Annotated in this window: 10 protein-coding genes; 2 read left to right on the forward strand and 8 right to left on the reverse strand. The window is 73.4% G+C overall.

Going from position 1 to position 12011, the window contains the following annotated elements; genetic code table 11:
* Window positions 1-82: 82 nt before the first annotated feature.
* Together AC27L3_RS04890 and AC27L3_RS04895 are read right to left on the reverse strand one after the other, a co-directional pair.
* Entirely contained in the window at window positions 83-1729 is a 1647-nt protein-coding gene (locus AC27L3_RS04890) for an AMP-binding protein (RefSeq protein WP_487232759.1), read from the reverse strand.
* On the reverse strand, window positions 1726-3423 hold the full coding sequence (locus AC27L3_RS04895; RefSeq protein ID WP_487232813.1) for an AMP-binding protein: 1698 nt from the start codon (window positions 3421-3423) through the stop codon (window positions 1726-1728). The genes AC27L3_RS04890 and AC27L3_RS04895 overlap by 4 nt, the downstream gene beginning before the upstream one ends.
* Window positions 3424-3688: 265 nt before the next feature.
* On the opposite strand from AC27L3_RS04895, the gene AC27L3_RS04900 reads away from it, so the two are divergent.
* Window positions 3689-4093 carry an SAV_915 family protein gene (locus AC27L3_RS04900; RefSeq protein WP_487232760.1) on the forward strand — a complete coding sequence of 135 codons (405 nt, stop codon included), beginning with the start codon at window positions 3689-3691 and terminating at the stop codon, window positions 4091-4093.
* Window positions 4094-4384: 291 nt separating this feature from the next.
* Window positions 4385-5740 carry a diaminopimelate decarboxylase gene (gene lysA, locus AC27L3_RS04905; protein ID WP_487232761.1) on the forward strand — a complete coding sequence of 452 codons (1356 nt, stop codon included), beginning with the start codon at window positions 4385-4387 and terminating at the stop codon, window positions 5738-5740.
* Between the two features lie 39 nt (window positions 5741-5779).
* On the opposite strand, the gene AC27L3_RS04910 is transcribed toward lysA, so the two are convergent.
* Genes AC27L3_RS04910 through AC27L3_RS04935 form a run of 6 tightly spaced genes read right to left on the reverse strand, consistent with a single transcriptional unit; the run spans window position 5780 to window position 11985 of the window.
* The gene (locus AC27L3_RS04910) at window positions 5780-6811 is read right to left on the reverse strand and encodes an ATP-grasp domain-containing protein (protein WP_487232762.1); all 1032 of its coding nucleotides are present in this window, start codon (window positions 6809-6811) and stop codon (window positions 5780-5782) included.
* Window positions 6808-7989 (reverse strand): ATP-grasp domain-containing protein, encoded by a 1182-nt coding sequence (locus tag AC27L3_RS04915; protein WP_487232763.1) that lies wholly within the window; start codon window positions 7987-7989, stop codon window positions 6808-6810. The genes AC27L3_RS04910 and AC27L3_RS04915 overlap by 4 nt, the downstream gene beginning before the upstream one ends.
* Before the next feature lie 58 nt (window positions 7990-8047).
* Window positions 8048-9067, reverse strand: a complete 1020-nt coding sequence (locus AC27L3_RS04920) for a TauD/TfdA family dioxygenase (protein WP_487232764.1) — start codon at window positions 9065-9067, stop codon at window positions 8048-8050.
* On the reverse strand, window positions 9064-10191 hold the full coding sequence (locus tag AC27L3_RS04925) for an amino acid kinase family protein (protein WP_487232765.1): 1128 nt from the start codon (window positions 10189-10191) through the stop codon (window positions 9064-9066). Before AC27L3_RS04925 ends, AC27L3_RS04920 begins: the two co-directional genes overlap by 4 nt.
* Window positions 10188-11231: an aspartate-semialdehyde dehydrogenase gene (locus AC27L3_RS04930; RefSeq protein ID WP_487232766.1), complete on the reverse strand. Its 1044-nt coding sequence runs from the start codon at window positions 11229-11231 to the stop codon at window positions 10188-10190. Before AC27L3_RS04930 ends, AC27L3_RS04925 begins: the two co-directional genes overlap by 4 nt.
* Before the next feature lie 58 nt (window positions 11232-11289).
* Window positions 11290-11985 carry an HAD family hydrolase gene (locus tag AC27L3_RS04935; RefSeq protein WP_487232767.1) on the reverse strand — a complete coding sequence of 232 codons (696 nt, stop codon included), beginning with the start codon at window positions 11983-11985 and terminating at the stop codon, window positions 11290-11292.
* Between the last annotated feature and the right edge of the window lie 26 nt (window positions 11986-12011).

A 12011-nucleotide genomic window follows, 5' to 3' on the forward strand; every position in this document is an offset into this window, starting at 1 on the left:
CTGACACCAACGCCGCCCTGGCCCTGGCGGTCGTCGGCATGCACGCGCTCACGCCAACGATCGGATGACCGAAGGAAACGTCCTAGCCGCCCGCGCCCGGGCTCGGCCCGGCCAGCAGGGCCGCGCCCTGTTCCCGCAGCTCGACCTTGCGCACCTTGCCGCTGACGGTCATGGGGAAGGCGTCCATCACCCTCAGGTGGCCCGGCACCTTGTAGTGCGCGAGCCGGCCGTCGCAGTAGGCGGCGAGCTCCTCGCGGGTGAGGGGGTCGGCCGGGTCCCGCAGGACGACGCAGGCCATGATCTCCTCGCCGTACTTCGCGTCGGGGACCCCGACGACCTGCACGTCGGCGATCTTCGGGTGGGTGTGCAGGAACTCCTCGATCTCGCGCGGGTAGACGTTCTCCCCACCCCTGATGATCATGTCCTTGATGCGGCCCACGATGCGCACATAGCCGTCCTCGTCCATCTCGGCGAGGTCGCCGGTGTGCATCCAGCGCTCGGCGTCGACGACCTCGGCCGTGCGATCGGGGTCGTTCCAGTAGCCGAGCATCACCCCGTGGCCGCGGGTGCACAGCTCGCCCGGCTCGCCCCGGCCCACCGTGGCGCCCGTCCCCGGGTCGACGATCTTCACCTCGGTGTGCGGCAGGACGAGCCCCACCGTGCCGGTGCGGCGTTCGAGGTCGTCGTCGCGCCGGGTCTGGGTGGAGACCGGGGAGGTCTCCGTCATGCCGTAGCAGATGGCGACCTCGGCCATGTGCATCTCGGCGACCACCCGCTTCATCACCTCCGACGGGCAGGGCGAGCCGGCCATGATGCCCGTGCGCAGGGAGGACAGGTCGTAGGTGGCGAAGTCCGGCAGGCCCAGCTCGGCGATGAACATCGTCGGCACCCCGTACAGCGAGGTGCAGCGCTCGCGTTCGACCGCGTGCAGGGTGGCGGTGGGGTCGAAGACGGGTGCCGGGATGACGATGCAGGCGCCGTGCGAGGTGGCCGCGAGATTGCCCATGACCATGCCGAAGCAGTGGTAGAAGGGCACGGGTAGAGCAATGCGGTCCTCCTCTCCGTAGCCGAGGCCCTCCCCCACCAGGTAGCCGTTGTTGAGGATGTTGCGGTGCGAGAGGGTGGCGCCCTTGGGGAAGCCGGTGGTGCCCGAGGTGTACTGGATGTTGACCGCGTCGTGGCAGCTCAACTCGGCCTCGCGGGCGGCGAGCAGAGCGGGGTCGGTGCCGCGGCCGAGGTCCATCAGCTCGTCCCACCCGGGATCGCCGATGAAGACGACGTCGCGCAGGGCAGGGCAGTCGCCGCGCACCTGCGCGGCCATGTGCCGGTAGTCGCTCGTCTTGTACGCGGTCGAGGCGACGAGCACACTGACGCCCGCCTGCCGCAGCACATACCCCAGCTCGTGCACGCGGTAGGCCGGGTTGACGTTGACCATGACGGCGCCGATGCGGGCGGTGGCGTACTGGATCAGCACCCATTCGGGGCAGTTGACGGCCCAGATGCCGACCCGCTCGCCCTTGGCCACCCCCTTGGCGAGCAGCCCGAGGGCGACCTCCTCCACGGCCCGGCCGAACTCGGCGTACGTCCAGCGGCGCCCGCCGCGGACGTCGACGAGCGCGTCCCGGTCGCCGAAGCGGGCGACGGCGCGGGCGAGGTTCGCCCCGATGGTCTCCTCCAGGAGCGGGCTGTCGGTGGGGCCCGCCGTGTGCGCGGGCACGGTGCTGCTCACCGGTGGTCCTCCTCGCGGTACTCGGTTCCCTCGCCGCGTGCGGTGCGCTCGCGCAGCTCGATGCGGCGGATCTTGCCGGAGACGGTCTTGGGCAGGTCGGCGAACTCCAGGCGGCGCACGCGCTTGTACGGCGCGAGCACGGCCCGCGAGTGGGCGAAGAGGACCTTGGCCGCCTCCGGCCCCGGCTCCCAGCCCTCGGCCAGGACGACGTACGCCTTGGGCACCGACAGCCGCAGCGGGTCGGGGGCGGGCACGACGGCGGCCTCGGCCACGGCCTCGTGCTCCAGCAGGGCGCTCTCCAGCTCGAAGGGGCTGATCTTGTAGTCGCTGGACTTGAAGACGTCGTCCCGGCGCCCGACAAAAACGATGTAGCCGTCGTCGTCCCGGGCGCCGATGTCGCCCGTGCGGTAGTAGCCGTCCGCCATGACCTCGGCGGTGCGCTCCGGGTCGCCGGCGTAGCCGGTCATCAGGCCCACCGGCCGCTCGCTCAGGTCGAGGGCGATCTCCCCCTCGTCGGCCGGCCGCCCGGTGTGCGGATCCAGCAGGACGACCCGGTAGCCGGGGCTCGGGCGGCCCATGGAACCGGGCTTGAGCCGCTGCCCGGGCGGGTTGGCGATCTGCACGCACGTCTCGGTCTGCCCGAAACCGTCGCGGACGGTCAGCCCCCAGCCGCGCCGGACGGCCTCGACGACCTCGGGGTTGAGCGGCTCCCCCGCGGCCACGGCCTCGCGCGGCGGGGTGCGCAGGGCGCTCAGGTCCGCCTGGATGAGCATGCGCCACACGGTGGGCGGGGCGCAGAAGCTCGTCACGCCGCAGCGGTCCATCTCCGCCATGAGGCGGGCGGCGTCGAAGCGGGTGTAGTTGTGGACGAAGACGGTGGCCTCGGCGTTCCAGGGCGCGAAGAGGCTGGACCAGGCGTGCTTGGCCCAGCCGGGCGAGGAGATGTTGAGGTGGACGTCGCCGGGGCGCAGCCCGATCCAGTACATGGTGGCCAAGTGGCCGATGGGGTACGAGGTGTGGGTGTGCTCGACGAGCTTGGGGCTGGCCGTGGTGCCGGAGGTGAAATACAGCAGCAGGGGGTCGTCGGCCCGGGTGGGCCCGTCGGGGGTGAAGCCCTCCTCGTCCCCGGCCGGCTCCTCGTAGGAGATCCAGCCCTCGGGCGCTCCCCCGACGGCGATACGGGTGAAGTCACCGGCCAGGCCGGCGAACTTGGCGGTGTCCTGCGCGCGGACGATCACGTGCCGGGCGCCGCCGCGCCCGATGCGGTCAGCCAGGTCGGCCGGGCCCAGCAGCGGGGTGGCGGGGATGACGACGGCACGCAGCTTCATCGCCGCCAGCGCCGTCTCCCACAGCTCGGCCTGGTTGCCGAGCATCACCACGACGCGGTCGCCGGCCCGTACGCCGTGGGCGCGCAGCCGGCCGGCGACGCGGTCGGAGCGGCGGCGCAGCGCGTCGAAGGAGATGCGCTCCTCGCCGCCGTCCTCCTCCACGATCCACAGCGCCGTGCGGTCGTTGCCGCGGGCGATCGCATCGAACCAGTCCAGGGCCCAGTTGAAGTGCGCGGGCCGGGGCCAGGCGAAGCCCTCGTAGGCCGCCGCCCACTCCTCGCGGTGGGCGAGCAGGAAGTCCCGCGCCGCCCGGAACCCGGCCCGGTCCGGTGCATCCGCCGGGCCGGGGGCGCCGGTCGCGTTCATTGCCGTCACATGTCCTCCCTGTCGCCGGGCACCCTGTCGGGCCCGCACTCCAGCATCGTGCGCCGGTGATCGCCCGCGGACCAGACCCGGGGGGAGTGGTTTCCTTCCCGGGCGGGGAACGCGGGCGGTGTCAGCAACGCGTCAAGGGACGGCCGGGCAGGGTCAATGTGCTGTCAAAGCGGCGTACGACCCCGCCGGGAACGGGCATACCGTGACCGACGAACCGACCGACCTTCCGACTGTTCTCCCGAGGAACGTCATGCATGTGAGCCGTACCCCGGCCGAGGCCGCCGCCGTCGCCGCGGCCGCCGGCACCCCCACCCCGCAGAGCCCCGCCGGCCGCGCCGGCGAGGACGGGGAACCCTGCCATCCCGGCCCGGCGAAGCCCCTGTACGTGCCCGTCAGGCCCTGCCCCTGGGGCTTCGCCCTCCGCGTCTTCCGCACTCCGCTCGGCACCCGGACAGCCGTCGCCTTCAGCAGCAGGCGACGGCTGTCGGACTGTCTGGGTCCCGGCGTGGCCACCGTGCGCCTGTCCCTGCCGGCCGTCCGGGCGCTGGCCGCGCCGCTGGGCGTCCGTGAGGTCTCGGTGGACCCGCAACTGAGCGCTCCCCCGGTGCGGCCGCTGCCGCCGGAGGACACCGCGCCCTCCCTGCCGGCGCTGCCCGCGTAGGCCGTGCCCGGCGGATCGTGCGGCGCGCCACCACGGCGCCCCGTAGGGGCGCGGGGAACTGCGCGACCAGCCACGACGCGCCCGCGGATCGCCCGGGCCTCGGGGCGGTGTGTCAGCTGCGGGCCGCCGCGGGCCGATCGCGCAGTTCCCCGCGCCCCTTTGGGGCGCCGTGGTGGCCACGTGCCGAAGGGCCGCCGGACATGCCCCGAAGCCCCCGCGCCCCTACGGGCCGAAGGCCCCCCGTGCCGCGGGTGCTCGCCGTTCGTTCTTCCTGCCCCTGGAGTCCTTGACGTGACCCTGTCCCTGCCTCTGTCGCCCGCCGCCCTGCCGTCGTTGCCGCCCCTGCCCGGGGTGCCCGCGCCGGTGTGGCCCGCCTCCACCACCGTCCCCTCCCCCGGCGATCCGGCCGTCGGCGGCGTCGGCCTGGCCGAGCTCGCCGACCGCTTCGGCACCCCGGTCTACGTGATCGACGAGGCGGAGGTGCGGGCCAGGGCCCGGGCCTGGCGGGCGGCGCTGCCGGACGCGGACATCGCGTACGCCGGCAAGGCGTTCCTGTCCCGCGCCATGATCCGCTGGGTCGAGGAGGAGGGCCTCTCGCTCGACGTGTGCTCGGCCGGCGAGCTGGACCTCGCCGCCCACACCGGCTTCCCCGCCGAGCGGATCGTCCTGCACGGCAACGCCAAGAGCCGGGCCGACCTGCGCGCCGCGCTGCGGCTGGGCGTGGGGCGCATCGTCCTCGACAGCGCCGGCGAGGTGGCCCGGCTGGCCGCGCTGGTCCCGGCCGGGGCGCGCCAGCGCGTGCTGCTGCGGGTGGTGCCCGGCATTGCCGCGGGCGCGCACGCGGCGGTCCGCACGGGGGTGGAGGGGCAGAAGTTCGGGCTGCCGGTCGCGGGCGGCGAGGCGGAGGAGGCGGTGGGGCGGATCCTGGGCCAACCGCGGCTGGAACTGGCCGGACTGCACTGCCATCTCGGCTCCCAGATCACCTCGGTCGACCCCTATGCCGGCGCCGTGCGGCGCCTGGTCGACCTCCTCGCCCGCATCCGCGACCACCACGGCGTCACCTTCCCCGAGCTCGATCTCGGCGGCGGCTTCGGCATCGCCTACCGCGAGGGCGACAGCGCCCTGGACCCGGCCGCCTACGCCGCCCGCGTCACCGCCGAGCTGGCGCTGCGCTGCGCCCACGCCGATCTGCCGGTGCCCCGGCTGACGGTGGAGCCCGGGCGCTGGATCGCCGGGCCCGCCGGGGTGGCGCTGTACCGCGTCGTCGCCGTCAAGCACACCGGCGCGCACACCTTCGTCGCCGTCGACGGCGGCATGAGCGACAACCCGCGCCCGGCGCTGTACGGAGTGCGCTACACCGTACGGCTGGTGGGCCGCGCCTCGGCACAGCCCACGCGCCCGGTGACCGTGGTCGGCCGGCACTGCGAGGCCGGCGACGTGCTGGCCGAGGACGTGCAGCTGCCGCGGGACGTACGCCCCGGCGACGTGCTCGCGGTGCCGGCGTCCGGCGCGTACCAGGTGTCGATGGCCTCGGCGTACAACCTCGTCGGCCGGCCGCCGGTCGTCGCGGTCGCGGACGGCCGTGCCCGGCTGCTCGTCCGCCGCGAGACCGCGGCCGACCTGCGCAGCCGCGACGTCGGGGAGTGAGGGCCGGGCCGGCCGGAAAGGCGGCCGGCCCGGTGCCGGTCAGGAGATCTTGCCCGCCGCCCGCAGGGAGGCCAGGACGGCGTTGACGGCCTCGGAGGACAGGTCCTCGCCGGTGGCGCGCCGGTGGTAGTTCAGGCCGCCGGGGTTCTCCATGTTGACCTCGATCACATAGGGGTAGGCCAGGTCGATGCCGACGTAGAAGATGCCGTGGTCCATCATCCGCTTGCCGAGACGGCGCAGGAAGGCGTCCTCCTCCTCGGTGAGGGTCAGCCGCTCGAAGCGGGCGCCGACGGTGGCGTTGGCGCGGTTGTCGTTCTCCCGGTGGAAGCGCAGGAAGCCGGTGACCGGGGTGTCGCCCGCGAGGATCACCCGCTTCTCGTTCTCGCGGACGTTGGGGATGTACTCCTGGATGGCGGTGTACCGCTTGGCCATGCCGATGATGTCGCGGCCGTAGCTGATGTAGCGGGAGGTGACGTTGCCGGTGGCGGACGCCAGCATGGCCGAGCGGTTGCGGTCGCGCTCGTTGACGACGTAGACGTTCTGCCCGCAGCCGCCGTTGGTGGGCTTGGTGACCCAGGAGCGGTCGGGGTCGGCCTCGACGAGCTCGTTGAGGAAGTCGTAGTCGTTGGAGACATACGACTCCGGCAGGTTCTCCCGGGGCACCAGAGCACCGAGGTTGATCTTCGAGTTGAGGTAGAAGAGGGCGGTGGCGTCGTTGACGAAGGGCACGCGCTGGTTGAGCAGCCACAGCAGCTGGAAGTAGTCGGTGAGGGCCTCGGGGTGGGTGCCCGCCAGCACCCATACGAGGTCGAAGTCCTCGGCGGAGGCGTAGGACTCGCTCAGTTGCGGGAATGCTCCGCCGGCGACGAACTCCTGCGAGACGCGCATGCGGTCGCAGACGACGACGCCGTCGTGCAGGCAGAGGGTGTCGATGTCACCGATGTGGACGTCGTGGCCCTCGCGGTACAGGGCACTGGGGATGATCGAGTGGTTGTCCAGCTTGAACTTGTACGCCTCGGACACCAGGACGAGGATCCGGTAGGCCATGGGGGTCGCCTTTCTCGTGGTCATGCGCTCGGCAGGTCTTCCAGGTGCTCCATCAGCCAGGTCTCGGCCTGCAGGAGCCGCTCCTCCACCTCGGCGGCGTCGCGGCCGCGGACGGTGACGAAGCACAGGTACGAGGCGCTGTGGAGGGTGACCGCGTCGGGCGCGATCTGTTCGTTGACCTCGTAGTGGTGCACCCAGTCGAACGGCGGCCGGCCGGGCAGGCGCACCGGGCGGCCCTGCGGGAGGATCGACACCGAGCCGTGCACCTCGGCGGGCGCGGCCGTGGTCGGGGGGTCGGCGGGCAGGCCGCTCGACAGGCGCAGGGCGGCGGTGTGCAGGTCCACGCCGTAGGTGGCGCGGGTCAGGACGGGGATGCGGTCGCCGCCGACGCGCGCGGCGATCTCGCAGAAGACCAGTTCGTCCCCGGGGGTGTGGAAGACCTCCAGGTGGTAGGCGCTGGCCTCGGGCACCTCGAACGCCTCCAGGACCCGGTCGAGGTACTCCTCCAGGCGCTTGGCGAACGGATCGTCCGGCCGCAGCTGCACGGAGCCGTTGTTCTCGCCGGAGAAGACGCCGAGGCAGCTGCGCAGGTAGCGGGAGGAGGCCACGAAGCGGTAGCCGGGGCCGAGGACGGCGTCCACGTGGTACATCGGCCCCTCGACGAACTCCTCGGCCATGAGGTCCTCGCGCCAGGGGCGGCGGCTGAAGGCGACGAGGTCGTCGTCGCCGCGCAGGACGCAGATGTCGCGCGAGCCGCCCTGCTTGACGGGCTTGACGACCACCGGGTAGCCGGTCACGTCGATGAAGTCGGTGAGGTCGGTGAAGACCTCCAGCCGGGCGAAGCGGGCGGTGGGCACCGTGCGCCCGGCGACGCGCTTCATGACCGACTTGTCGCGGAAGGACAGCGCGCTGGCGGACGACTGGCCGGGGATGCCGAGGTCCTCGCGCATGCGGGCCACCCGCTCCAGGTCGTACTCGTTGTCCGTGATGATGTGCGTGAAGGGCTTCTCGCGCGCCAGGCGGCGGATCATCAGCTCCGGGTACGGCACGGCCTCGCAGTTCTCGACGTACTCGTAGTGGGCCAGGCCCTCGGTGTTCTTCAGCTCGTGGTGGCTGAAGACGTGGAGCCGGTCCTTCGCGTCGGGGAACATGGCGGGGTAGTCGAGCCGGGGGCCGTAGTTGATCACGGCGACGTTGGTCATGGGAGTCGGCCTCTTCCTGTGGCGTGCGAGGGGCTTCGTCGGGGGGTGCGGGCGCGGCTCAGTGGAGCCGGCGGCTGCCGGGAACGGCCCGGTGGCGGATGTCCCACTGGTTGCGGCGCACGTAGGTGCGCTGCAGCCAGCGGTCCCGGCCGTCGTAGCGGGCGGTGAACCGCGAACGGGCGTGCAGGCCCTTGCGGTTGTTGATCAGCAGCGCCTGGCCGGGCCGCAGGAAGACCTCGTGGGCGACCTGGCGGCAGGCCGCCTGCAGGCGGTCGAGCGCCGCATGGGCCTCCGGCGTCATCGGGTGGACGCCGTTGGCCGCGGCGGACACCTCGGGGAAGGCGTCCGGGCCGCTGATCATCGGGACGGGGTCGGAGAGCACGTCGACGCCGCCGGCGACGTCACGGACGTAGCTGCCGGGGGCGTTCATGCGGAACAGCGGGCTGCGCAGGATCTCCAGGGTCTGCGCGTCGACGGCGCGGCAGATGTCGCGGGCGTCGGCGTAGTACGTGCCGGCCACCCCCTCGTGGTCGGCCCGCAGGCAGCTGAGCACGAGGAAGTCGGGGCTGGCCAGGTCGTAGCGGCCGCCGTCGTCGTGGACGATGTCGTTGTGGAAGTTGAGGAAGACGGAGGAGCCCTGGTTGGTCTGCGTCATGGCGCCGCCCGGGACCGGCACGACGTCGTGCACCAGTTGTCCGTCCTTCTCGGTGGCGAAGCCGACGGGCTCGCCGAGCAGGCCGCTCAGACCCAGCAGCACGCCCTCGGCGACGAAGGTGGTCTTCTCGCGGCTGGGGCGGCCGTCCGCCGGGGTGGCGGGCAGGTGCGCGTCGACGGGCAGGTTGCGCAGGTAGCCGACGCCCGGGGTGTCGCAGTGCCGGCCGAAGTCGAGGATGCTCTGGAGGACGGCGGTGGGCAGCTGGGCGAAGACCTGCAGGTAGCGGGTCATGGCCCGGTCGATGTCCGCGGTCGGCTCGCCCTCGGCGGCCAGGGCCGCGCCCAGGCCGTCGCGCACGTCGTCGGGCAGGGCGATCTCGATGAGGGTGGCTTCCGCGGCGGCCGCGGGGACGTGGACGGTCATGGGCGTGCTCCTGCGGGGAGGGGGAGGTCCGGGGAATCGGTGGTGGGCGGGGGGAGTTCGGCGTGGAGCCGGCGCGCGAGCGCCGCGGCCGCGTCCTCGTCCGCGGCGACGTGGACGGTGGCCCGGCCGCCGCGGATCTGCGTGACGGGGATGCCGGCGACGCGCCCGGGGGTCAGGCCGTGGCGGCGCTGGGCCTCCTCCTGGTCCACGTAGCCGCCGATGACGGCGACCCGGGGGCCGTCCGCGAGCCGGAGGGCGTCGACGCCGTCGGCGCGGAAGGCGTCGAACGCCCGGTCCGCGGCCGTCGCGTCGGGGTAGGCCAGGACGAGGGAGCGCAGGTTGAGGACGACGGCGTCGGCCCCGGCCCCTCCCGCACCGATGACGGTGCCGCGTGCGAAGGGTGGCGTGTTGTGGCGGCAGACGATGGTGACGCCGTGCTGTTCGGCCAGGCGCACGGCCCGCCGGTGCAGGACCTTGGCGCCGTGCCGGGACATCTCGGCGGCGTCCCGGTAGGAGACGTGCTGCAGCAGGCGGGTGCCGGTGACCTGGTTCGGGTCGCTGGTGTGGATGCCCTCGACGTCGGAGTGGATCTCGCAGTGGGTGGCGCCCAGCGCGACGGCCACGGCGACCGCGGACAGGTCGGAGCTGTTCTTGCCCAGCCACGTGGGCCGGCCGCGCCCGTCGGCGGCCTGCCCGCCGGGGACGACGACCACGTCGTGCGCCGCGGCGGCCCGCCGCAGCGGTTGCGGGTCGATGTGCTGCAGTCGGGCCCACATGAACGTCTCATCGGTGGTGAACCCGTTCTCGTGCCCGGCCAGGACGGTGGCGGAGCGGCCGGCCGCGTTCAGGGCGGCGGCCAGCAGGTGGGCGCTGACGGTGTCGGCGAGGGTGAGCAGACCGGCGACGCGGTCGCCGGTGGGCCGGGGGTCGGCCTCGTGCAGCCGTGCGCGCAGCAGTTCCGTCTCGCCCGGCATGGCGCTGACCACGACGGCCAGCGGCCGGCCCTCGGCCTCGACGCGGGCGGCCAGTTCCTTCGCCAGCTCGCCGTAGGCGGCGGGGCGGGGGAAGCTGGAGCCGCCGAACTTCAGCACGGCGGGCGTGCGGGAGGGGTCCGCGGCGCTCACAGCACGCCCCGCTCGGTGAGGGCCTCGGCGATCTGGATGGCGTTCAGGGCGGCGCCGATGCGCAGGTTGTCCGCCACGACCCACATCCAGAAGCCGCGCGGGTTGTGCGGGGCGACGCGGACGCGGCCGACGTGGACGTGGTCGGGCTCGCCGGCGGTGCGCGGCGTGGGGAAGGCGCCGGGCGTGGTCGCGTCGTGGACGGTGACCTCGGGCTCGGCGGCCAGCAGGCGGACGAGCTCGTCGCGGTCGACGACGTCGTTGCACTCCACCCAGGCGGCCTCGGAGTGGCCGTTGACGACGGGGACGCGCACGCAGGTGGTGGTCACGTCCAGGTGGGGCAGGCCGAGGATCTTGCGGGATTCCTGGAGCATCTTCTGCTCCTCCAGCGTGAACCCGCTCTCCAGCAGCTCGTCGATGAAGGGGATCACGTTGAAGGCGAGGGTGGGGGTGAACTCCTCGGCCGGTGCCGGGGCGGCGGGGTCCGCGAGCGTGACGCGGCTGGCCTCCTGCAGCTCGGCGATGCCGGAGTGGCCGCGCCCGGAGGCGGCCTGGTAGGTGCTCACCACGACCTGCCGGATGCCCCACCGGTCGGCGACCGGCCGCAGGAGCCGCACGAGCGGGATGGTGGAGCAGTTGGGGTTGGCGACGATGCCGCTGTCCGGGCGCCGGTCGAGCTCGTGGGCGTTGACCTGCGGGACGACCAGCGGGGTGGCCGGATCCATCCGGAAGGCGTTGGTGTTGTCGACGACGAGCGCGCCCTGGGCGACGGCGCCGGGCACCCACGCGCGGCTGACGGAGCTGCCGGCGGAGAAGAAGGCGAGGTCGACGGTGGAGAAGTCGAAGGTGTCCAGGGCCTCCACGCGGTAGGGGCGGCCGTCGACACTCAGTTCGCGGCCGGCCGAGCGCGGTGAGGCGACCAGGCGTACGTCACGGTAGGCGAAGCCGCGCTCCTCGATGAGGCGGATGAGCGTGGTGCCGACGGCGCCGGTGGCGCCGACCAGGGCGATGCGGGGGGCTGGGGCGTCGGTGGTCAGGGGCATGGCGGTGGTGTCTTTCCGTCCGTTCCGAAATTCGGCCGGGCCGGCGGCCCGGCGCCGTTCACAGCAGCTGGGCGAGCACCGCGCGCAGGGCGCCGGGCCGCTCGGCGACGGGCAGGGGGTCCACGAAGTGGACGGGCGAGCCGAGGGCGGCGGCCCCGGCGTCGGCGACGCGGTCGTCGCCGACCATGGCGACGTCGGGCGCGGCCAGGCCGAGGAGGTCGCAGGCGATGCGGAACAGCCGCGGGTCGGGCTTTTGGATCTCGTGCTCGAAGGAGAGCACGAAGGCGTCGACGTACTGCTCCATCCCGTGGTGGCGCAGGATCGGCCGCAGGTCGTAGCCGATGTTGCTGACCACGGCGACGGGCACGCCGCGCTCGTGCAGCGTGCGCAGCACCTCCAGGGTGTCGGGGTAGGGCTGCCAGGCGGGCGGGGTCATGTGGCGCTCGTAGAGGGGCTCGACGAGCTCGGGCCAGGGCAGGCCGGCCGCGCGCAGCAGACCGGTGTACGCGGCCCGGTGCCGGACGACGTCGAGGTCCCGTTCCTCCCACAGCCGCATCAGTTCGGGGCCGGCGGCGGTGGGGGCCGGGCCACCGGGCACGGCGCCGAACTCCCGCAGCCGCGCCGCCCACCTGCGCACGTCGTCCTCGCCGATGCCGAGCCCGAAGTCCGCGGCGACCGCGCCGAGCCAGGTCTCGGCGTCCTCCAGGTGGAAGAGCGTGCTGGAGAAGTCGAACATGCATCCTTTGACGGCCATGGGGCCTCCTTCGGTCGTGGCAGGTG

Source organism: Streptomyces sp. PKA51, assembly GCF_057552455.1.

What these genes read in the sequence shown, in the direction of transcription:
- AC27L3_RS04895 (WP_487232813.1), bottom strand. Translation starts at nt 3,423, where the DNA reads ATGAACGCGACCGGCGCCCCCGGCCCGGCGGATGCACCGGACCGGGCC.
- AC27L3_RS04910 (WP_487232762.1), bottom strand. Translation starts at nt 6,811, where the DNA reads ATGACCACGAGAAAGGCGACCCCCATGGCCTACCGGATCCTCGTCCTG.
- AC27L3_RS04915 (WP_487232763.1), bottom strand. Translation starts at nt 7,989, where the DNA reads ATGACCAACGTCGCCGTGATCAACTACGGCCCCCGGCTCGACTACCCC.
- AC27L3_RS04920 (WP_487232764.1), bottom strand. Translation starts at nt 9,067, where the DNA reads ATGACCGTCCACGTCCCCGCGGCCGCCGCGGAAGCCACCCTCATCGAG.
- AC27L3_RS04930 (WP_487232766.1), bottom strand. Translation starts at nt 11,231, where the DNA reads ATGCCCCTGACCACCGACGCCCCAGCCCCCCGCATCGCCCTGGTCGGC.
- AC27L3_RS04935 (WP_487232767.1), bottom strand. Translation starts at nt 11,985, where the DNA reads ATGGCCGTCAAAGGATGCATGTTCGACTTCTCCAGCACGCTCTTCCAC.